General features: G+C 71.8%; 23 protein-coding genes. 17 read left to right on the top strand and 6 right to left on the bottom strand.

Translation table 11 applies throughout. The annotated features are described in order from the left end of the window. The first annotated feature begins 22 nt into the window (after positions 1-22). From D9V37_RS02500 to D9V37_RS02535, 8 genes are read left to right on the top strand one after another with little or no spacing between them, the layout of a single operon-like run. On the top strand, positions 23-862 hold the full coding sequence (locus tag D9V37_RS02500) for a PhzF family phenazine biosynthesis protein (RefSeq protein WP_121804523.1): 840 nt from the start codon (positions 23-25) through the stop codon (positions 860-862). Then, positions 859-1,734: a DMT family transporter gene (locus tag D9V37_RS02505; protein WP_121804524.1), complete on the top strand. Its 876-nt coding sequence runs from the start codon at positions 859-861 to the stop codon at positions 1,732-1,734. Before D9V37_RS02500 ends, D9V37_RS02505 begins: the two co-directional genes overlap by 4 nt. 26 nt (positions 1,735-1,760) lie before the next feature. Next, the gene (locus D9V37_RS02510; protein ID WP_121804525.1) at positions 1,761-2,477 is read left to right on the top strand and encodes a phosphocholine cytidylyltransferase family protein; all 717 of its coding nucleotides are present in this window, start codon (positions 1,761-1,763) and stop codon (positions 2,475-2,477) included. After that, positions 2,464-3,921 (top strand): class I SAM-dependent methyltransferase, encoded by a 1,458-nt coding sequence (locus D9V37_RS02515; RefSeq protein ID WP_121804526.1) that lies wholly within the window; start codon positions 2,464-2,466, stop codon positions 3,919-3,921. Before D9V37_RS02510 ends, D9V37_RS02515 begins: the two co-directional genes overlap by 14 nt. Before the next feature lie 8 nt (positions 3,922-3,929). Beyond that, positions 3,930-4,145 (top strand): DUF6752 domain-containing protein, encoded by a 216-nt coding sequence (locus D9V37_RS02520; RefSeq protein WP_121804527.1) that lies wholly within the window; start codon positions 3,930-3,932, stop codon positions 4,143-4,145. A 33-nt stretch (positions 4,146-4,178) separates the two neighbouring features. After that, positions 4,179-5,336: a hypothetical protein gene (locus tag D9V37_RS20155; protein WP_158604356.1), complete on the top strand. Its 1,158-nt coding sequence runs from the start codon at positions 4,179-4,181 to the stop codon at positions 5,334-5,336. 45 nt (positions 5,337-5,381) lie between these two features. Continuing rightward, entirely contained in the window at positions 5,382-6,578 is a 1,197-nt protein-coding gene (locus D9V37_RS02530) for an acyl-CoA dehydrogenase family protein (RefSeq protein WP_121804528.1), read from the top strand. 17 nt (positions 6,579-6,595) lie between these two features. Next, positions 6,596-6,961 carry a YbjQ family protein gene (locus tag D9V37_RS02535; RefSeq protein WP_121804529.1) on the top strand — a complete coding sequence of 122 codons (366 nt, stop codon included), beginning with the start codon at positions 6,596-6,598 and terminating at the stop codon, positions 6,959-6,961. An 8-nt stretch (positions 6,962-6,969) separates the two neighbouring features. Here the strand turns inward: D9V37_RS02535 and D9V37_RS20015 are convergent, their stop codons facing one another. The 3 genes from D9V37_RS20015 to D9V37_RS02545 are packed head-to-tail and all read right to left on the bottom strand — an operon-like array spanning position 6,970 to position 9,355. Further along, positions 6,970-7,206 (bottom strand): DUF6752 domain-containing protein, encoded by a 237-nt coding sequence (locus D9V37_RS20015; protein WP_147455846.1) that lies wholly within the window; start codon positions 7,204-7,206, stop codon positions 6,970-6,972. Further along, on the bottom strand, positions 7,203-8,705 hold the full coding sequence (locus tag D9V37_RS20845; protein ID WP_198412323.1) for a methyltransferase domain-containing protein: 1,503 nt from the start codon (positions 8,703-8,705) through the stop codon (positions 7,203-7,205). Before D9V37_RS20845 ends, D9V37_RS20015 begins: the two co-directional genes overlap by 4 nt. A gap of 5 nt (positions 8,706-8,710) precedes the next feature. Further along, positions 8,711-9,355 carry a hypothetical protein gene (locus D9V37_RS02545; protein ID WP_121804530.1) on the bottom strand — a complete coding sequence of 215 codons (645 nt, stop codon included), beginning with the start codon at positions 9,353-9,355 and terminating at the stop codon, positions 8,711-8,713. Positions 9,356-9,422: 67 nt separating this feature from the next. Between D9V37_RS02545 and D9V37_RS20160 the strand changes: the two genes are divergently transcribed. From D9V37_RS20160 to D9V37_RS02580, 8 genes are all read left to right on the top strand, one after another. Then, positions 9,423-9,599 (top strand): DUF5302 domain-containing protein, encoded by a 177-nt coding sequence (locus tag D9V37_RS20160; RefSeq protein WP_158604357.1) that lies wholly within the window; start codon positions 9,423-9,425, stop codon positions 9,597-9,599. 21 nt (positions 9,600-9,620) lie between these two features. Next, positions 9,621-10,148, top strand: coding sequence for a MaoC family dehydratase (locus tag D9V37_RS02550; RefSeq protein ID WP_121804531.1), 528 nt, complete (start codon positions 9,621-9,623; stop codon positions 10,146-10,148). A gap of 1 nt (position 10,149) precedes the next feature. Then, a complete protein-coding gene (locus tag D9V37_RS02555) occupies positions 10,150-10,719 on the top strand; it encodes a histidine phosphatase family protein (protein ID WP_121804532.1) in 570 nt (189 codons plus the stop codon). A 28-nt stretch (positions 10,720-10,747) separates the two neighbouring features. Then, entirely contained in the window at positions 10,748-11,389 is a 642-nt protein-coding gene (locus D9V37_RS02560; RefSeq protein WP_147455847.1) for a DUF6758 family protein, read from the top strand. Next, positions 11,386-12,222 (top strand): PHP domain-containing protein, encoded by an 837-nt coding sequence (locus D9V37_RS02565; protein ID WP_232524694.1) that lies wholly within the window; start codon positions 11,386-11,388, stop codon positions 12,220-12,222. Before D9V37_RS02560 ends, D9V37_RS02565 begins: the two co-directional genes overlap by 4 nt. Next, the gene (locus tag D9V37_RS02570) at positions 12,219-12,821 is read left to right on the top strand and encodes a MarC family protein (protein ID WP_232524695.1); all 603 of its coding nucleotides are present in this window, start codon (positions 12,219-12,221) and stop codon (positions 12,819-12,821) included. Before D9V37_RS02565 ends, D9V37_RS02570 begins: the two co-directional genes overlap by 4 nt. 10 nt (positions 12,822-12,831) lie before the next feature. Next, positions 12,832-13,731 carry an NAD-dependent epimerase/dehydratase family protein gene (locus tag D9V37_RS02575; RefSeq protein ID WP_121804534.1) on the top strand — a complete coding sequence of 300 codons (900 nt, stop codon included), beginning with the start codon at positions 12,832-12,834 and terminating at the stop codon, positions 13,729-13,731. Positions 13,732-13,794: 63 nt separating this feature from the next. Further along, a complete protein-coding gene (locus tag D9V37_RS02580) occupies positions 13,795-14,802 on the top strand; it encodes a L,D-transpeptidase (RefSeq protein WP_121804535.1) in 1,008 nt (335 codons plus the stop codon). A 19-nt stretch (positions 14,803-14,821) separates the two neighbouring features. On the opposite strand, the gene D9V37_RS20165 is transcribed toward D9V37_RS02580, so the two are convergent. From D9V37_RS20165 to D9V37_RS02590, 3 genes are all read right to left on the bottom strand, one after another. Further along, entirely contained in the window at positions 14,822-16,327 is a 1,506-nt protein-coding gene (locus D9V37_RS20165) for a hypothetical protein (RefSeq protein ID WP_158604358.1), read from the bottom strand. 53 nt (positions 16,328-16,380) lie between these two features. Continuing rightward, the gene (locus D9V37_RS02585) at positions 16,381-17,736 is read right to left on the bottom strand and encodes a hypothetical protein (protein WP_121804536.1); all 1,356 of its coding nucleotides are present in this window, start codon (positions 17,734-17,736) and stop codon (positions 16,381-16,383) included. 285 nt (positions 17,737-18,021) lie between these two features. Further along, positions 18,022-18,771 (bottom strand): SDR family NAD(P)-dependent oxidoreductase, encoded by a 750-nt coding sequence (locus D9V37_RS02590; protein WP_121804537.1) that lies wholly within the window; start codon positions 18,769-18,771, stop codon positions 18,022-18,024. 49 nt (positions 18,772-18,820) lie between these two features. Between D9V37_RS02590 and D9V37_RS02595 the strand changes: the two genes are divergently transcribed. After that, entirely contained in the window at positions 18,821-19,591 is a 771-nt protein-coding gene (locus D9V37_RS02595) for a ParA family protein (protein ID WP_121804538.1), read from the top strand. Position 19,592: the final 1 nt, after the last annotated feature.

Below are 19,592 nucleotides of genomic sequence, written 5' to 3' on the forward strand. Positions count from 1 at the left end.
CCGGAATGAAAGGCTCTCCCGCGTGAGATCGCTGCCCTACGACGTGGTCGATGTGTTCGCCGACGAGCCGTTCAGCGGCAACCAGCTCGCCGTGGTGCACGGCGCCGCGGGACTCGACGACGCGACGCTGCTCGCGGTGACGCGGGAGTTCGGCTTCTCCGAAACGGCGTTCCCCGAGCCCGTGGGCGCCGCCGGCTACCGCGTGCGCATCTTCACCCCCGGCGGGGAGATCCCGTTCGCCGGGCACCCGACGCTGGGCACCGCCTGGGTGCTGCGGCAGAACGGGGAGCTGAGAGAGGACGAGGTGGTGCAGACCTGCGGGGCCGGGGAGGTCGGGGTCCGGTTCCTGGAGTCCGCGGGCCTGGTGGAGCTGACCGCGACGCCGCGGACGCTCGAGGGTCCGCTCACCGAGGAGGTGGCCGGGCTCGCGCGCGGCGTCGGCCTCGAGGCAGACGACGTCGTCGGGCCCGCCTGGCGTGCCGGCGCGGGGCTGGACTTCAGCTACCTCCCGGTGAGGCCGGACGCGGTGGCCCGGGCCAGGCCGGGGACTGACAGCGACGTCGACGTCTACGCCGTCACGCCCGGCGACCCCGTCCGCGTGCACAGCCGCGTCTTCGTGGCCGACCTGGCGGTGCCCGAGGACCCGGCCACCGGGTCGGCGGCGGCCGGCCTGGGCATCGTGCTCGCCGCGAGCGGCGTGCTGCCCGACGGCGGCGACGTCGAGATCGCCCAGGGGGCGGAGCTGGGACGCCCCTCGCGGCTGTTCCTCACGGTCGAGGCGCGCGGCGGGGTCGCCGACCGCGTGCGGGTGGCGGGTCGGGTGTTCGCCACGATGCGCGGCACGCTCGACGTGCCCGGATGAGCACTCCCGGCGTCCGGACCCTGGCGCTGCTGGCGGTGGCCGTCGTCGCGATCAGCTTCGCCGGGCCGCTGATGGCCGGGCTGGCGGTGCCGGCGCTCGCCGTGGCGTTCTGGCGCAACGGCATGGCCACCGCGCTGCTGGCGCCGGTGGCCCTCGGTCCGCGACGGGCGGAGCTGGGCTCCCTCGGCCGGCGCGACGTGGGTCTGGTGGTGCTGGCCGGTGCCCTGCTGGCGCTGCACTTCGGCACCTGGGTGACCTCGCTGAGGATGACCTCGGTGGCCGCGAGCACGGCGATCGTGTGCTTCCAGGTGGTGTGGGTGGTCGCCTACGACCGGTGGCGCGGCGTCCGCCTGGCCGGTCCGGCGTCGGTGGGCCTCGTGGTGGCGCTGGTGGGCGTCCTGGTCATCACCGGGGTCGATCTGAGCGTGTCTGTGCGGGCGCTGGTGGGCGACCTGCTGGCGCTGGTGGGCTCGGTGGCGGTGGCCGCCTACACGGTGGTGGGGGCGCGGGTGCGGCGCACGGTGAGCACCACCGTCTACACCTCGTGCTGCTACGGCACCGCCGCGGTCCTGCTCCTGGTGACCTGCCTGCTCGCGGGCGTCGACGTGGTGGGCTACCACCCGCGGGAGTGGGCGACGCTGGTGCTGGTGACGCTGACCGCGCAGCTGCTGGGCCACTCGGTCTTCAACCACCTCCTCCAGGTGGTCTCGCCGATGCTGGTCTCGCTCGCGCTGCTGCTGGAGATCCCGGGCGCCGCGCTGGTGGCGGCCGTGCTGCTGGGTCAGCTGCCGCCGGTGGGCGTGGTGGTCGGGCTGCTGCTGATCCTGGCCGGCACCGCCACGGTGGTGGTCTCGGCGCGAGTCTCGAGGTGAGTTCCAAGGTGAGTAGGGTCACCGGCATGCAGACCCAGGTCGTCATCCTGGCCGCCGGCATGGGCACCCGGCTCGGCCGGCCGCACCCCAAGCCGCTCACGCCGCTGTCCAGCGGGCAGACGATCATGCGCCGGGCGGTGGACCTCCTCACCGGCGCGTGGTCCGACGTCCGCATCACCGCGGTGGTCGGCTTCAAGCTCGACCTGGTCATCGAGGCCATGCCCGACATCGGCTTCGTCTACAACGAGGTCTTCGACTCCACCAACACCAACAAGAGCCTGCTCAAGGCGCTCACGCTCTCACCCGAGGGCGGCGTGGTGTGGATGAACGGCGACGTCGTCTTCGACCCGCGGGTGCTCGACGTCGTGGCGGAGAAGGTGAGCGGCGGCCAGAGCTTCGTCCTGGTCGACCGCTCGAAGGTCGCCGAGGAGGAGGTCAAGTACACCCTCGGCGACGACGGCATGATCGCGCAGCTGTCGAAGACCGTGCCGCAGGACCAGGCGCTGGGCGAGGCGGTCGGCATCAACTACGTCTCGGGCTCCGACAAGGCGACGCTCGTCGAGCGGCTGCGCGAGTGCGAGGACCAGGACTACTTCGAGCGCGGGATCGAGCTGGCCATCGAGAAGGACGGCGCCCGCTTCGAGCCGGTCGACATCTCGGCCTACCAGGTGGTGGAGGTCGACTTCGACGACGACCTCACCCGCGCCAACACGTTCGTGTCGGGCACGGGTGTCGACGACTGAGGTCCTCTCGCTCGACGCCGACGGCCTGCGGCTGCGCGGCGACGACGAGGTCGTGCTCGACACCCTCTTCGACGGCCGGCGGATCTGGTCCTTCCACCTGCTGCGCGACAGCGTCGCCTCGCGCGGGGTCCGCCGGGTGGAGTGGCCGACCTCGATGCGGCGGTTCCTCGAGGGGACGGCCGAGGTGGCCGTGGTGGAGCACCTCTCGGGCGCCGAGCTGTACCGGCGGCCGACCACGTTCAACGGATCACACGCCCCGATCGCCTTCGTCGACGACGAGGGGCGACCGCTCGGGGTCGACAAGTCCGGGCGCATGGAGCACACCTTCGACACCCGCAGCGAGGACCAGGTGGCGCCGCTGCTGGACTCGATCCAGCAGGTGCTGGGCGCGCTGGCCGAGGCCGGCGTCGAGGCGTTCCCGGCGTACGGCACGCTGCTGGGCGCGGTGCGCGAGCAGCACCTGATCGGCCACGACTCCGACGCCGACCTGGGCTACGTGAGCCGCCACGACCACCCCTACGACGTGGTGCGCGAGTCCTTCGCGCTCCAGCGGCGGCTGGCCGAGCAGGGCTACGCGATCACCCGCTACAGCGGCGGCGCCTTCAAGGTCGACGTCGTGGAGGCCGACGGGGCGGTGCGCGGGCTCGACGTGTTCGGCGGCTTCTTGACCGGCGGCCGGCTCTACCTGATGGGCGAGGTCGGCCACCCGTTCCGCGAGGAGTGGATCTTCCCCCTCGGCAGCTGCACGCTCGAGGGCCGCACGCTGCCGGCGCCGGCGCAGCCCGAGCGGATGCTGGAGGCGATGTACGGGCCGGGCTGGAAGGTGCCCGACCCGGCCTACCACTTCGAGACCCCGTACCCGACGGTCCGCCGGCTCAACGGCTGGTTCCGCGGCACCCGCACCTTCCGCGACGAGTGGGAGCGCCGGTTCAGCCGGGTGCGCGAGAAGCCGCCGAAGGGCGCGCCGTCCGACCTGGCGCGCTACGTCGTGGAGAGCGAGGGCGTGCCGGCGCAGGTCGTCGACGTCGGCTGCGGACGCGGCGGCGACGCGCTGTGGTTCGCCGAGCAGGGCGCGTCGGTGACGGCCTACGACTTCGTGCCGCGGGCCTCGACGGCCGTGCAGCGCCGTGCGCAGCAGGCGGGCCTGCCGCTCGAGGTCCGCCGGCTCAACCTGCTCGAGTGGCGCTCGGTGCTGGGCGAGGGCGCGCGGCTGGCGCACCAGCCCGGACCCCGGACGCTGCTGGCGCGCCACGTGGCGGACGAGACGACCCGGTTCGGCCGGGAGTCGTTGTGGCGCTTCGCCTCGATGGCGCTGCGCGAGGGCGGCTCGCTCTACGTCGAAGGGGGAGCCCAGGCAGGTGAGGAGCTGGTGACAGCCGGCGCCGTTATCGTGTCGTCCGACCTGGCCGGGACCGGACGAGTGGTGGCGCGATGGCAGAGCTGAGCAGGAACGTGAAGACGACCGCGCGCAAGCTGCTGGGGCAGGGCGCGATCACCAACCTGCAGGAGCGCGTCGCGGCGCTGGAGGACGACGTGGAGGAGCTGCGGCGGCAGAACCTGCGTCTGGCCGAGATCGCCGACGTCGTCCAGGAGCTGCTGGTGCCGCTGGCCTCGCGCGACCAGGAGCGGGTCGACGCCGCCCTGAAGTCCTTCCCCGGCTCCGTGTGATCAGGCTCCGTGTGATCAGGCTCCGTGTGATCGATGGCTGAGAAGGTCTTCCTGCACCTGGGGCTGCCGAAGACCGCGACGACCTATCTGCAGACCCTGATGTGGGGCTCCCAGGCCCAGATGCGCGAGCAGGGCGTCCTGCTGCCGGGCGAGGCGCGTCGCGAGCACCTGTGGGCCTCGCGGGTGGTGCGTGGCGAGGACAGCGCCGAGGCGATGACCCCCTGGCAGCGGGGGGCGTGGGACCGGCTGCGCGCCGAGATGGCCGCGTGGGAGGGCCACGCGGTGATCAGCCACGAGTTCTTCGCCGCCGCCTCGACCGAGCAGGCGCGGGCGATGGTCGAGGCGCTGGCGCCGGCCGAGGTGCACCTGGTGCTGACGGCGCGCGAGCCGCTCGGGCTGTTCACGGCCAGCTGGCAGGAGAGCCTGAAGAACCGCGAGACCACGCCGATGGCCGAGTACGCCCGGGAGGTCTCCGAGAGCCCCAGCGACATCTGGAACTGGCGCACGCTCGACCTCACGCTGGTGCTGGCCCGCTGGGCGCCAGAGGACGGCCCGGTGCCGGCCGACCGGGTCCACGTGCTGCCGCTGCCGGGGCGGACGGCGCCGCGCGAGGAGATCTGGCACCGGTTCGCGGTGCTGCTGGGGCTGGACTCGGGGTCCTTCGACCTCGGCGGCACGTTCCCCAACGAGTCGATGGGGGTGGTCGAGGCCGAGACGCTGCGCCGGATCAACGTCCACCTCGACGACTTCTCCCGGGCCATCGACCGCGGCACCTTCATCCGGACCTTCCTCGCCGACGAGCGGCTCGTCCCGCGCGGCGGCGAGCGCTTCTGGCCGGGGGAGCGGCAGATCCAGGAGTGCCGCTCCCGCGGCAAGGACGCCGTCGAGCTCGTGCAGCGGCGAGGCTTCCAGGTCATCGGCGATCCGGCCGACCTGCTGGTGCCGGACGAGCTGCCGCGGCGCCGCCAGCCCGACTCCGTCACCGACACCGAGGTGGCCGAGGTGGCCGTCGAGCTGGTGGGCACCATGCTCGGCGACTACCGGGCACTGCGGCACGAGCGCCGGGCGCTGCGCCAGGAGCGCGAGGACGCCCGTCGCGAGCTCGAGGAGTACCGGCGGCTGCCGTTGTGGCGGATCACCGGCTCGCGGGTGAAGGGCGTCCTGCGCCGGCTCGGCCTGCTCCGGGGGTGACGTATCCCATGCCCACGGGCGGTTAACGCTCGGTAACCTCGGCCCATGCCACGCCTGTGCCAGACCGAGGACCTCAGCGACATCCAGGTGGAGATCCTGAAGGCCGTACGGCAGTTCGTCGACAAGAACATCCTGCCGGTCGCCACCGAGCTCGAGCACGCCGATGAGTACCCGCAGGAGATCGTCGACGGGCTCAAGGAGCTCGGCGTCTTCGGCCTCACCATTCCCGAGGAGTACGGCGGGCTGGGGGAGTCGCTGCTCACCTACGCGCTGGCGGTCGAGGAGATCGCGCGCGGCTGGATGAGCGTCAGCGGCGTCATCAACACCCACTTCATCGTGGCCTACATGCTGATGCGTCACGGCACCGAGGAGCAGAAGCAGAAGTACCTGCCGAAGATGGCCACCGGCGAGGTGCGCGGCGCGTTCTCGATGTCCGAGCCGGGGCTGGGCTCCGACGTCTCGGCCATCCGCACCAAGGCCGTGCGCGACGGCGACGACTGGACCATCGACGGCCAGAAGATGTGGCTGACCAACGGTGGCTCCTCGACCCTCGTCGCGCTGCTGGTCCGGACCGACGAGGGGCAGGAGTCGCCCTACAAGTCGATGACCACCTTCCTGGTGGAGAAGGAGCCCGGCTTCGGCGAGACCGCTCCCGGGCTCACCATCCCCGGGAAGATCGACAAGATGGGCTATAAGGGCGTCGACACCACCGAGGCCGTGTTCGAGGGCTACCGCACCACCAGCGACCAGATCCTCGGCGGCGAGACCGGCCAGGGCTTCTACCAGATGATGGACGGCGTCGAGGTGGGCCGCGTCAACGTCGCCGCCCGCGCCACCGGCGTCGCCAACCGTGCCTTCGAGCTGGCCATCGACTACGCCCAGCAGCGCGAGACCTTCGGCAAGCCGATCGCCGAGCACCAGGCGATCCTGTTCCGGCTGGCCGAGATGGCCACCAAGGTCGAGACCGCCCACGCGATGATGGTCAAGGCGGCCCGGCTCAAGGACGGCGGCGAGCGCAACGACGTCGAGGCCGGCATGGCCAAGTACCTCGCCGCGGAGTACTGCAACGAGGTCGTCGAGGACTCCTTCCGGATCCACGGCGGCTACGGCTACTCCAAGGAGTACGAGATCGAGCGTCTCTACCGCGAGGCGGCGTTCCTGCTCATCGGCGAGGGCACCGCCGACATCCAGAAGATGATCATCGGACGCGCCCTGCTCAAGGAGTACGCGCGCAGGGGCTGAGGCGCCACACTGGCCTCATGCTGGTCACCACCACGAACGACCTCCCCGGCTGGGAGATCACCAAGGTCTGCGGCGAGGTCTTCGGCCTCACCGTCCGCTCGCGCAACGCGTTCTCCCAGATGGGGTCGGGCTTCAAGTCGGTGTTCGGCGGCGAGCTCAAGGGCATGACCAAGAACCTCTCCGACTCCCGGATGGAGGTCATGAACCGCATGCTCGAGGAGGCGCGGGCCAAGGGCGGCAACGCCGTCGTCGCGATGCGCTTCGACACCTCCGAGATGGGCGACACCTGGACCGAGATCTGCGCCTACGGCACCGCCGTGGTCGCGGTGCCGGTCACCGACGCCGCGAAGGAGTCCGCCCGCGAGCTGGGCTATGGCGTCTAGGAGGGGATCTAGGTGACGTTACCGAGCTTCTCGAGGGCGGCCTTCAGGCGCGCCTCGTCGCGGTCCACCGCGGGCACGAGCACCTCCACCATGACGTCGAGGACGTCGGAGAGCCGCTCGTTGAGACGCCGGCTCTCCGACACCGCGTCGGCGAGCTGAGCCACCTGCGCCTCGAGGGCGTCCAGGCGCGCCCCCGCGCCCAGCGCGGCGCGGGCGCGACTCAGTGGACTCCCGGGTGCACTCATGGGTGATCTCCGTTCCAGGCGATGTCCAGCCGAGACCCTACGGCCTCGACGATGCGCCCGCCCCGGGCGCCGATCTCCTCGCTGAGCACGTCCACGTCGAGCGGGGTCCGTGGGAACTCGCCCTCGACGCCGTGCTCGAGGAAGGTGTGGCCGCCGGAGCGGCCGAGCATGGCGCAGAACCGCCACAGGTTGAGCCGGGCGCCAGCTGAGAGCGCGTCGAGCAGACCGCGGGCGTAGACCTGCTTCGCGCCGGGCTCGTGGGCGTACCGGGCCCCGCGGGTGAGCCAGTTGTGGTCGGACTCGAAGTTGACCGCGCGGAAGCCGACCCAGGACGAGCCGGCCTGGCGTCGCTCTTTGGCCCGGGCGCGGGCCAGCTTGACCGCCGCGCCGGAGTAGTCGGTGCCGGTGACCTTGAAGCCCTGGTCGGCCAGCCAGAAGGCGTCGCGGCCCGTGCCGCTGCCCAGCTCGACCACGCGGCTGCCCGCCGGCATCCGCGAGGCGGCCCACGCCGCGAAGGGCGTGCCCTCGCGCGACACCCGCCGGGCAGTGGGGGAGCCGTAGAAGTCCGACCAGAACCACAGCTGGGCACGCGACCCGCGGAACCACTGGCTCATCATCGCGGTGTTCTCGGGCGGGTGGTCGAAGTGGAAGGCCGGGTCGGGCACGCGCCACCGGGGGCCGTAGGTGAAGGCCAGGAAGCGCTCGAGGTCGCGCGGCGCGGGGAAGGTGACCCCTTCGAGCTCGACGGTGCCGAACGGCACGATCGCCTCCCGCTCGAGCCGGCCGCGCAGCGACCCGGTGATGTGGAAGTGCTCGCCGATGTGGAAGGAGCCGAAGACGTCGATGCCGGCCCGCTTGCCGTTGGGCATCGGCACCCAGACCTTGAAGTTGGCCGCCGACATCCGGACCACCTGCCAGCCCAGGTCGCGCATCTGCTGCTCGGCGGCCCGGGACTCGCGGATGATGTCGAAGGGGTGGGTGTGCTTGGACAAGAACGCGAGGTCCGCGTCGGAGTCGTGGCCGATCATGTGGCCGTCGCGCACCGCGCCGAGCAGGCAGCCGTAGGCCAGGTAGGCGTCCAGGCCGCAGCGGTCCACGAGGTCGTCGAGCACCCGACGCGAGGCCTCGACCAGCTCGCGCCGGGCGGAGTCGTCCATGCGGTCGAAGGTGCGCTGTAGCCGGTGGCCCTTGTCCAGCGAGAGCGGGTTGCCGGCGTCGTCGACCAGCTCCAGCGGCGCCGTCGAGGAGCCGAAGCGCACGTCGTCGGCGAAGAGCGGGTCTCCGCCGTTGTGCGGGACGACGGTGACGTGGGCGACGCCGTCGAGCGCGGCCGCGAGAGCGGCGGGCCAGGCGACGAGGGTCGAGCCGCGCTCGGCGACGCCGTCGTGGCCGGTGGTGAAGGACCACACCCGGTGGGCGCCGAAGCGGACGTCGAGTGGGAGGGTCGGCTCGACGTCGCCGGGGAGCCAGACGCCCCGGTCGTCGACGACGACTGCCATCGCCGCTAGCTGAAGGTGAAGGAGGCCAGCACCGGGTTCACGATCTTGTCGCGCTGGGCCTGCGTGAGGCTGGTGGGGAACGCGAAGGTGATGCCGTAGTTCGTGCCGCTCTTGACCACGAAGTACTGCACCAGGAAGAACGAGGTGCTGCCCTGCTTGGCGTCGCCCTCCTGGTGGACCGCCGGGGCGCCGCCGATGGTGGTGTTGTCCATCGCCTTGACGTTCGGCGAGAGGGTGGCCACCTCCTGCTTGATCTGCGCGGCCAGGCTCTTCAGGTCCGCCGCGGTGGGCGTGCCGGTGACGTTGCCCTTGACCTTGAGGGTGTTGAGGTTGGCGGTGAACGGCGGCGTGGCCGGGCTCTGCCGGCCGCCGGTGTCGATGCCGGGCTGGCTCTGCTTGAGCTGGGTGCTGATGTCCTGCCAGCCGGTGGGCAGGTGGTAGCTGTAGCCGGTGCCCTTCACCTCGGGTCCGGTGGCCGGGGCGCCGAAGTCGCTCGAGGAGCTGCTGCTCGAGGAGGACGCCGAGGACGAGGAGGACGCCGACGCCGAGCCGCTCGAGGAGCTGCTGCTCTTCGAGGAGTCGTTGCCGCCGCAGCCGGCGACCAGCAGCAGGGCCGCGGTGGCGAGAGAGATCCGTGACAGCCGCGTCATGGCGCGATCCTCCCACAGCGGCCGCAATCGGATGGACGAGCCCGCGCGTGCGTGTGAGGGTGGTGCAATGGGTGACAACGACGACATCAAGGCCAAGATGCGCGAGGCCCTGGACAAGAAGCAGGCCAACGACCGGGGGGTGCCCCACGACGGTCCGGTCAAGGAGAAGGCGCACGGCTCCGAGGTGGGCGGCGGCGCGGCTCCGAAGATGCACCGGCGCAAGGCTGGTGGCGGCGGCTCCTAGCACGTACGCCAAGATGGCGGCATGCAGTTCGGACGCAGCTACGAGGAGTTCGAGGTCGGCGCCACCTACCGGCACTGGCCCGGCAAGACGGTCACCGAGTACGACGACCACCTGTTCTGCCTGCTGACGATGAACCACCACCCGCTGCACCTCGACCAGCACTACGCCGAGGAGACCACGCAGTTCGCCAAGAACGTGGTGGTGGGCAACTACGTCTACTCGATCCTGCTCGGCATGTCGGTGCCCGACATCTCCGGCAAGGCGATCGCCAACCTCGAGGTCGAGTCGCTGCGCCACGTCGCGCCGACCTTCCACGGCGACACGCTCTACGGCGAGACCACCGTGCTGGACAAGAAGGAGTCGACCTCCAAGGACGACCGTGGCGTCGTCCACGTGGAGACCATCGGCTACAACCAGGACGGCAAGGTGGTCTGCATCTTCCGCCGCAAGGTGATGGTGCCCAAGCAGTCCTACCTCGACGCCCGCGGCGGCGAGCAGCCCGGACGTCCGGTCCCACAGCCGGACAAGAACTGGCCGGGACGCGCCTGACATGGCGGCGGCGCCTGCCGAGCTGTGGCTGGTACGCCACGGCGAGACCGAGTGGAGCCGCGACGGCCGGCACACCTCGGTCACCGAGCTGCCGCTGACCGAGGCGGGCGAGCAGGTGGCCGAGAGCCTGCGGCCCCGCCTGGCCGACGTCGACTTCGACCTGGTGCTCACCAGCCCGCGCCAGCGGGCGCGGCGGACGGCGGAGCTGGCGGGGTTCCCCGAGGCGGAGGTCGACGACGACCTGGCCGAGTGGGCGTACGGGGAGTACGAGGGCATCTCCACCCTGCAGATCCGCGAGAGCGTGCCCGGCTGGACCGTCTGGGACTACCCGTGCCCCGGCGGCGAGAGCGCCGAGCAGGTGGGGGACCGGCTGGACCGCGTCGTGGCCCGGGTGCGCGCCGACGGCGGACGCTGCCTGGCCTTCGGCCACGGCCACGCCAGCCGGGTGCTGGCCGCTCGCTGGCTGGGGCTGCCGGTGCGCGACGGCTGCCACTTCGCGCTCGACACCGCGACCATCTCGGTGCTCTCCGCCGAGCGGGAGTCCCCGGTCGTCCAGCGCTGGAACTCCTGACCCGGCCCGGTGGCTCTATCGTTGGCCGGTGGCCCTTGCTCCCTGGTGCCCGCGCTGCCAGCAGCCGGCCCCGCGCAGCTCGACCGGATGGGTCTGCGTCGACCACGGTGAGGTGACTCCGCTGTGGCGCGCGGCGCAGCCGGACTACGACGGCTTCGCCGAGGTGCTCGGCCGGTGCGGGGAGACGCCGGTCTACCTGCCCTGGCCGCTGAGCCCGGGCTGGCGCGTCGCCGACTACGGCTGCGTCGGCGACCCGGGTACCGGATCCGGCGCGCTCGCCACCGTGACCACCACCTGCGGCACCAGCTCGCTCGACGGCGACGTCGAGGTGACCATCGCGGTCGAGGAGCCGGGCGTGGGCCTCGGCGCTCGCCTCGCCGGCACCGGGACCGCCGACCCGGGCGCCACGGTGGGGCTCGGCGCCGCCGCGGTGCGGATCCGGGTCGACCAGCGGCCGGTGCCGCTGTGGGCGGTGCCCAGCGGCGAGAGCGACGACGTCCTGGCCCGATCGGTCTTCGCCGGCGAGGCCGGCGGCCGTTGGCTGTGGCTGGTGATGCGGCCCGCCTCGGCGGCGCTGCTGCTGCGCGACGAGTGGCTGTTCTCCGACGCCGCGACGTTCGGTCCGCAGGCGGTCGAGATCGGCTTCGGCGGCCGGCCTGCGTCGTGGTGAGCGCAGCCGGGGGCATCGACCTCCACACGCACTCCACCCGCTCCGACGGCACGGCGTCGCCCGCCGAGCTGGTCGCCCAGGCGGCCGAGGCCGGGCTGTCGGTGGTCGCGTTGACCGACCACGACACCACCGCCGGGTGGGACGAGGCCGCCGCGGCGGCCGAGCGCCACGGCGTCGAGCTGGTGCGGGGGATCGAGATGAGCACCGAGCTCCGCGGCCGCAGCGTGCACCTGCTGGGCTACCTCTTCGATCCCGACCACCCGCCGCTGGTGGCCGAGCTGGAGCGGATCCTGGCCGGACGCGAGGGCCGGCTGCCGGCGATGGTCGCGAGGCTGACCGACGCCGGCTACGAGCTGACCGAGGCCGACGTCTTGGCCGCGGCCCCGTCCGGCGCGGTGCTGGGCCGCCCGCACGTGGCCGACGCACTGGTGGCGCGCGGCTACGTCGGGCACCGCGACGAGGCGTTCGCGACGCTGCTGGGTCCCGGCGGCGTCGGCTACGTCCCGCGCTACGGCACCCCGCTCGAGGACGCCGTCAGGATCCTCACCGAGGCCGGCGGCGCGACCGTGGTGGCCCACCCGTGGGGCCGGGCCCGCGCCCTGCAGCCCGACGACCTGGCGCGGCTCTCGGTGCTGGGGCTGGCCGGCGTGGAGGTCGACCACCAGGACCACACGCCCGAGCAGCGCGCCGAGCTGGGTTCCCTGGCGCGGTCGATGGACCTGGTGGCCACGGGCTCCAGCGACTTCCACGGCACCGGCAAGACCGACCACGAGCTGGGCGTCAACACCACCGACCCGGCCGAGTACGCCCGGCTGCGGGAGCGGGCGCGGTGAACGCGACGCTCATGATCGAGGTCTTCGTGACCCTGTTCGTGATCATGGACCCGGTCGGCACCGTGCCGATCTTCTTGGCGCTGACCTCCGGCCGCTCGGCGCTGACGGCGCGGCGGGCCGCCTGGCAGGCGGTGACGGTCTCGTTCGTCGTGATCGCGGTGTTCGGGTTCTTCGGCCAGCAGATCCTGGGCTACCTCCACATCTCGCTGCCCGCCCTGCAGGCCGCCGGCGGCCTGCTGCTGCTCCTGGTCGCCCTGCAGCTGCTGACCGGGCAGGAGGAGGAGATGACGGCCAACGCCAACACCAACGTCGCCCTCGTGCCGCTGGGCACGCCGCTGCTGGCCGGCCCCGGTGCGATCGTCGCGACGATGGTCTTCGCCCGGCAGGTCGACGCGTTCGGAGACTTCTCCGCCGTGGGGCTCGGCGTCATCGGCGTGCACGTCACCTTGTGGCTTGCGATGCGGTTCTCGCTGCCCATCCTGCGGTTGCTGCGCGAGAGCGGCGTGCTGCTGGTGACGCGGATCTCCGGCCTGCTGCTCTCGGCCATCGCGGTGCAGATGGTGGCCGACGCGGTGCGTGCGTTCATCGAAGCCGGGTAGAGGGCAGGGCATGCGCATCCTCTTCACCGGCGGCAGCGGCAAGGCCGGCCGGCACGTCGCCCCCTACCTGGCCCATCGGGGACATCAGGTCACCAACGCCGACCTCGTCGCCCTCGACCACCCCGACGTGTCCGACCTGCGCGTCGACCTCACCGACGCCGGCCAGACCTACTCGGCACTGGCCGGCCTGGCCACCATGGCCGAGCTGGACCTGCCCCGGCCGCCGGCCTACGACGCGGTGGTGCACTTCGCCGCCGTGCCGCGCATCCTGCTCGTCCCCGACAGCACGACGTACGCGACGAACGTGCTGAGCACCTACCACGTGCTGGAGGCGGCCACCCGGCTCGGCGTGCCCAAGGTCGTGTTCGCCTCCTCGGAGACGACGTACGGCGTCTGCTTCGCCCAGGGCGAGCGTCGTCCGCTCTACCTGCCGGTGGACGAGGAGCACCCGACGGTGCCCGAGGACTCCTACGCGATGTCCAAGGTCGCCGGCGAGGCGACCGCCCGGTCGTTCCAGGCCCGCACCGGCCTCGACGTCTACGGGCTGCGGATCAACAACGTCATCGAGCCGCAGGAGTACGCCGAGCTGTTCCCGGCCTTCCTGGACGACCCGGCGCTGCGGCGTCGCAACCTGTTCGCCTACATCGACGTGCGCGACCTCGGCCAGCTGGTCCAGCGGTGCCTGGAGGTCGACGGGCTGGGTTACCAGGTGTTCAACGTGGCCAACGCCGACCTCTCGGTCGCCGCCACCACCGAGGAGCTGCGCCGGCGCTTCTACGCGGGCGTCGAGTGCCGGCGCGAGCTGGCGCCCGAGGAGACCTTCTACGCCATCGACAAGGCCCGCGACCTGCTCGGCTACGAGCCGCAGCACTCCTGGCGCGACGTCCTGCCCGACCCCCGCGCGCGGTGAGCCCGGGCCGACCGGGTGTCGCAGCGGCCCCGGCTTGGACGCGCGGGATTCAATAGGCACGACATGACGCACCCTCGCCGCCTCCTGCTCTCCGTCCTCGCCGGCGTCCTGCTGCTGACCGCCTCGGCGTGCGGCGACACCTCCGGCTCGACGCCGCAGGCCGGCTCCACGGCCACCGTCACCGTGACGCCGTCGACCTCCGCCTCGACCAGCCCGTCGCCCTCGGCCTCGCCGACGAAGAAGGTCTACCCGACCGGCCCGCCGATGCTGCTCGACAGCATCGCACCGCTCAGCGGCACCACCGTCGGGGTCGCCATGCCGATCTCGATCGTCTTCACCGACCCGGTGAAGCCCTCGGCCCGCGCCCGCGTCGAGCGGCACCTGAAGCTGACCACGTCGGTGCCGGTCACCGGCGCCTGGCACTGGTTCGGCGACCAGCGCGTCGACTTCCGCCCCCAGGGCTTCTGGCAGCCCGGCACCACCATCGCCCTGGACGCCGAGCTCGACCACGTCGGCGACGGCTACGGCCGCTACGGCACCCACAGCTACACGCGGAACTTCACCGTCGGCGCCGACGTGCGGACCCACGTCTACGTCAAGAAGCACAAGACGGTGGTGACCAAGAACGGCAAGGTCGTCCGCACCATGCCCAGCGACGCCGGCAGCCCGGAGTTCCCCTCCTGGGACGGCACGATGGCCGTCGTCAGCACCTCGCGCACCGTGCGCATGACCTCCTGCAGCGTCCAGATCGCCTGCAACAAGAACGACCCGAACTTCTATGACCTCACGCTGCCCTGGGACGTCCGGATCACCAACTCCGGCACCTTCCTGCACTACTCCACCGGCGACCCCTACCCCGGCCACAGCTACGGCTCGCACGGCTGCGTGCACCTCTCCTACAAGGACGCGCAGTGGTACTACCAGCTCTCCAAGGAGGGCGACCCGGTCACCATCACCGGCTCCCCGCGAGGCAAGGCCGAGGGCGACAACGGGTACGCCGACTACGACGTGAGCTGGACCGACTGGCTGGCCGGGAGCGGCATGAAGGCGTTCACGACGACCGCTGCGTGAGAGCTCGCCGGGAGTCGACTCAGAAGCCCAGCACCTTGCCGAGCGCGGAGAAGAAGACGTCGAAGGTCTTGGCGATCGGGCTCGTGGGTCCCTCGACGGTGGACTTCTGCCAGAAGAGCTCGTGGTGGCCGGTGAAGTCGCTGTCGACGAGCGGGGTCCTGCCCCACAGGTAGGGCCAGAAGACCTCAGTCCGTCTCACGCCGACGGACAAGCGCGAGTCGAAGCCCATGACCAGGTTCTGCTCCATCCTGGTGGACCTGCCACCGGGACTGGTGGCCACGACGTCCCCGAGTCCCTGGACGATGAGGCTGCCGGTGCCGGCGAAGAGGATGTAGCGCACCTGCCAGGTCGCGAACGACTGAATGCCCCACTGCCACCGCGTGTACAGATCCGGCGCACCGATGACACCCACGACGTGCTTGGGGTGGATCACCAGGCCCGGGTGATCGGCGAAGTCGATGCGCATCAGGTAGGAGTCGGGGTCGCTGGGGGTGGCCAGGGTCGCCGAGGTGCCCTGCTCGTCGCCGGTGATGCGGCTCAGGCCGTAGAGCCCGGCCGCGAAGCTGATGAACGGCGAGCTCCAGTCGTAGAGCAGTCGACTGCGCACCTTGCCCCGCACCGGGCGTACGTGCTCCGACCGCGCCGACATCACCTCGCCGACGGGCAGCTCGACCGTCAGGGTTCGCCGTGCCTCGGCCGTGTGCAGGCGGGCGGACGGATGCGAAGAACCGCCGGCGAGCTGCATGGGCCTGTGCACCCGGCTCACCATCGGCATCAGCACGAAGTAGCTGAGGGTGCGCAGGACTCCAGGCATGAGGACGAGGAGCAGTGCGGTCACCACCAGCCATCTCCACGACCGGTGCCACACGTTGACGACCCATCCCGACCAGGAGCCCTGAGCAGCGCGCAGGCTCTTCTCCTCGGCCTTCTTCTGGCCCAGCCTGGACTCCTGCGTGTCGATCTGCCGCGCGAGCGGCGAGAGGGCGCCGTCCGCGCCCAGCCGGTCGAGCTTCTGCTCGGCGCTCAGGTCGTCGTCACGGAGGATCGCAGCGTCCTTCTCGGCCCGGCCGAGGTTCTTCTCCAGGGTCTGCTCGGTCGCGACCGCCGCGTCGTACAGCTTCTGCTTGGCCCTGCAGGTGTCGGGCAGAGGTGTGTGGTTCTCGATGAACTTCCTGATCGGGCCGCAGACCTTGTCCCGGGCCTTGCGTCGATCGCTGACCTGTCGCTTGCTCTGGGCGACGTCGCGGCGCGCCTGGTCGATCTCGGCGTCGATCGCCGGCTTCAGGGAGCCGACGGCCTTCGTCTGCCCCGCTGCATACGTACGTCTGAGCTTCCCGAGATCCTTCTCCAGGGACGCTCGTTCCTCACTGACCTGCTGCAGCCGGTGCCGCTCCACCTCGGCCTTGCGCAGGGCCGGGACCAGGGCCGATGTCAGGAGGAGACCGAGGAACAGCGAGAGCAGCACCGCCGCGAACAGACCCGTCTTCCGGAACACGAAGCCGAGGACAGCCGACGCCAGGCGCACGCGCGCGATCCTACGTTCGCCACGTCCGGCCCGACCTCGACGAGCCGGGAGCCCTACGCACTCTCCGCCCCCACCCGCCTCGTCCCCGTGTGGTCGACCAGGTACATCGCGCCGGCGGGATCTCGCCAGAGGTAGATGCCCGGGAAGGGCTGCTCGACCTGCCAGTCGCTGTGGGTCTTGATGCGGTGGTGGCGTCTGGACATCGGGCCGTAGTTGCCGATTCGCGACTGGCCCGGTGGGCCACCCCGGCTCCGGGGGCGGTAGGGGCGGGTGTGGTCGATCTCGACGGCGCGGGTAGTGCGGCTGGCGAAGGGGAAGATGTCGGCCGGCGTCATCAGGTGGACGGCCTCGGCGTGGCGCGCCGGGACCTCGTAGGCGTCGACCGGGGTCTGGTGGAGCGGGTCGAGGACCGGCCGGACGGTGAACCCGGCGCGCAGGCCGAGGTGGCGACGCACCCAGCCCGCTGAGACCGGGCCATGACCCTCGATGCGGGCGACGCCGTCGTGGCCGTCCTCGGCGCTCTGTTGGGCGAGGTGGACGTAGAGCTGGGCGCGGGCGACGAGGGTGGAGGCGTCGGGGACGAGCTTGTGCAGGCCGGGCACCTCGCGACCGGCCTGGCGGTCGACGCGGTGGTGGATGGCGGCCACGGCCACGGCCGGGTTGCAGAGCACCAGCAGCGCCTGCAGCCGGATCTCCTGCACCCGTGCCGGCTCGGAGTCGCCGTCGACGCTGGGATCGGCCCAGCCGATCTCCTGAAGGGTGGCGGCCATGTCGGTGACGGCCGCGTCGATCTGGGTGGTTGCCTCGACCGGGCCACGGACGAAGAGCGCGCCCATCGCGTCGCCGAGTGGGCGGCAGGAGCGGACGCACACGTCCTCGGCCGCCTCGCGCTCGCGCTCGGCGGCGGTGTCGGGATCGGCCTGGATGACCGCGGCGTCGACCAGCGCGGTGAACCGCGACCACGGCAACCGGCCGTCGGCCACCTCGGCGGCGCGCGCGTCGACCCGGCCGGCCTGCTCGAGGCTGAGGTGACGCGTCTTGCGGGCCACCAGCCGCGCGTGGCCGACGGCGACCTCGAAGGCCGTCAGCCGGGCGAAGAGGTGGGGGAGTCGGAACTGCAGGTCGAGGCCGTCGGCGATGAGCCGGTCGGCCGACCAGGCGGAGAGCTGCAGCCGGCCACCGACCATGGCGCCGCTGAACTCCGCCACCGCCGGCGTGCCCTCGCCGCCGAGCCGCACCAGGCGCTCGCGGCCCGCGCGCCCCGCCTGGGCGGGATCGAGGTCGGCGTTCGCGAGGGCGAACGCCGTGGCCGTCAGCAGCTTCCGGGTCTGCGCCTCGCGCTCCTGCCGGTGCAGCACGTCCAGCTCGTCGAGCAGCCCGGGCTGCTGGAGCGTGGGGGTGGAGGGCATGAGGTCAATCTATCGAACACATGTTCGACATACAAGAGGATGTGCGCTGAGCCCGTCCTGCCATCGGCCAGCACTGCGAGCCCCCCTTCTCCGCGCTCGTGCGACGTCGCCGTCGAGCTCGGTCACGAGGATGTTGGTCACGTGGTGCGCCAGCGGGTTCCGCTCGCCCAGCGCCCTAGCAGCCTCGGCGATCGCCTGGGCACCCTCGAGCACGCCGCCACGGGCGTGCAGGTCGATCAGCTCGTGGATCGCGATCCGGTCGCTCGCCTCGCTCATCTCGCCGCGCTACTTCCGCCCCAGCACCTGCGCCCGCTGCTTGACCACGCCCGGCACCAGCCGGCTGCCGGCGACGATCGCCTTGTAGCGCAGGCTCGGGATGCAGACCGCCTTGCCGGCGTGAAGGTCGTGCAGCGCCTCGGCCACGACGTCGCCCGCCTCCAGCCACAGCAGCCGGGGCGCCGAGGACTGTGAGACGTCCATGCGCTGGTGGAACTCGGTGCGCACGAAGCCGGGGCACATCGCCATCACCTGCACCCCGGCGGGGGCGTACTCGGCGTGCGCCCACTCGCTGAGCTTGGTGACATAGGCCTTCGCGGCGCTGTAGCTGCCGCGCGGGAAGAACCCGGCCACCGAGGAGACGTTGACGACCTGGCCGCTGCCGCGCTCGACCATCGGGCCCAGGGCGGCGTGCAGCAGCCGCATGACGGCGACCACGAGCACGTCGAGCTGCGCCTGCTCGCGCTCGAGGCCGTGCTCGAGGAAGCGACCCTTGAGCCCGAAGCCGGCGTTGTTGACCAGGACGTCGACACCGGCCGCCAGTCTGGCCTCGACGGTCGCCAGCTGCTCGCGGTCGGTGAGGTCGGCCACCAGCACTTCCGTGCCCACGCCGTGCTGGTCGCGGAGCTCGGCGGCCACCTGCTCGAGCCGCTCCTCGTCGCGCGCGACGAGGACGACGTCGTGCCCCCGCGCGGCGAGGGCGTGGGCGAAGGCGTGCCCGATGCCGGCGGTGGGGCCGGTGACGAGAGCGGTCGACATGGCTCCACCCTGACAGGTTCGTACCGACCGGTACGGCATCATGGATGCGATGTCCTCCACCGACAGCGCGCGTGTGCTCGCCGTGGCGAACCAGAAGGGCGGCGTCGCCAAGACGACGACGGTCGCCTCGCTGGGTGCCGCGCTGGGCGAGCTGGGCCTGCGCGTGCTGCTCGTCGACCTCGACCCGCAGGCCTGCCTGACCTTCAGCCTGGGCATCGATCCCGAGGACGTCGAGCTCTCGGTGCACCACGTGCTCACCAAGGGCGTCGCGCCTGCCGAGGTGATCGTGGGCACCGACGACGGCGTCGACCTGCTGCCCGCCACCATCGAGCTCGCCCGCGCCGAGACCGACCTGCTGACGCGGACGGGCCGCGAGTACGCCGTGCGCTCGATCGTGGAGGACCTGCCCGACTACGACTGGATCGTGCTCGACTGCCCGCCCTCGCTCGGCGTGATGACGGTGGCCGCGCTCACCGCCGCCGACTCGGTGCTGATCCCGCTGCAGTGCGAGACGCTCTCGCACCGCGGTGTGGGCCAGCTGCTCGACACCGTCCACGACGTCAAGCGGTTCACCAACCGCGACCTCGAGGTGCTCGGCGTCCTGCCCACCCTCTACGACGGCCGCACCAACCACGCGCGCACCGTCTTGGACACCATCTCCGAGACCTACTCGCTGCCGGTGGTCGAGCCGCCGATCCCCAAGTCGATCCGCTTCGCCGAGGCGCCCGCGGCGGGCCGCTCCATCCTGCGCACCGCGCGGAGCACCAAGGGAGCACAGGCCTACCGCGAGGTGGCCGCCGGGCTCGCCGGGAGGGCGTGAG

This window comes from Nocardioides mangrovicus, from assembly GCF_003674065.1.
In the GTDB taxonomy this organism is placed as follows: Bacteria; Actinomycetota; Actinomycetes; order Propionibacteriales; family Nocardioidaceae; genus Marmoricola; species Marmoricola mangrovicus.

Coding starts and splice junctions, on each gene's coding strand:
- D9V37_RS02590 (WP_121804537.1), bottom strand. CDS start 18,771: ATGTCGACCGCTCTCGTCACCGGCCCCACCGCCGGCATCGGGCACGCC.
- D9V37_RS02530 (WP_121804528.1), top strand. CDS start 5,382: ATGCCACGCCTGTGCCAGACCGAGGACCTCAGCGACATCCAGGTGGAG.
- D9V37_RS20160 (WP_158604357.1), top strand. CDS start 9,423: ATGGGTGACAACGACGACATCAAGGCCAAGATGCGCGAGGCCCTGGAC.
- D9V37_RS02545 (WP_121804530.1), bottom strand. CDS start 9,355: ATGACGCGGCTGTCACGGATCTCTCTCGCCACCGCGGCCCTGCTGCTG.
- D9V37_RS02585 (WP_121804536.1), bottom strand. CDS start 17,736: ATGCCCTCCACCCCCACGCTCCAGCAGCCCGGGCTGCTCGACGAGCTG.
- D9V37_RS20155 (WP_158604356.1), top strand. CDS start 4,179: ATGGCTGAGAAGGTCTTCCTGCACCTGGGGCTGCCGAAGACCGCGACG.
- D9V37_RS02535 (WP_121804529.1), top strand. CDS start 6,596: ATGCTGGTCACCACCACGAACGACCTCCCCGGCTGGGAGATCACCAAG.
- D9V37_RS02595 (WP_121804538.1), top strand. CDS start 18,821: ATGTCCTCCACCGACAGCGCGCGTGTGCTCGCCGTGGCGAACCAGAAG.
- D9V37_RS20015 (WP_147455846.1), bottom strand. CDS start 7,206: ATGAGTGCACCCGGGAGTCCACTGAGTCGCGCCCGCGCCGCGCTGGGC.
- D9V37_RS02510 (WP_121804525.1), top strand. CDS start 1,761: ATGCAGACCCAGGTCGTCATCCTGGCCGCCGGCATGGGCACCCGGCTC.
- D9V37_RS02575 (WP_121804534.1), top strand. CDS start 12,832: ATGCGCATCCTCTTCACCGGCGGCAGCGGCAAGGCCGGCCGGCACGTC.
- D9V37_RS02550 (WP_121804531.1), top strand. CDS start 9,621: ATGCAGTTCGGACGCAGCTACGAGGAGTTCGAGGTCGGCGCCACCTAC.
- D9V37_RS02555 (WP_121804532.1), top strand. CDS start 10,150: ATGGCGGCGGCGCCTGCCGAGCTGTGGCTGGTACGCCACGGCGAGACC.
- D9V37_RS02580 (WP_121804535.1), top strand. CDS start 13,795: ATGACGCACCCTCGCCGCCTCCTGCTCTCCGTCCTCGCCGGCGTCCTG.
- D9V37_RS02505 (WP_121804524.1), top strand. CDS start 859: ATGAGCACTCCCGGCGTCCGGACCCTGGCGCTGCTGGCGGTGGCCGTC.
- D9V37_RS20845 (WP_198412323.1), bottom strand. CDS start 8,705: ATGGCAGTCGTCGTCGACGACCGGGGCGTCTGGCTCCCCGGCGACGTC.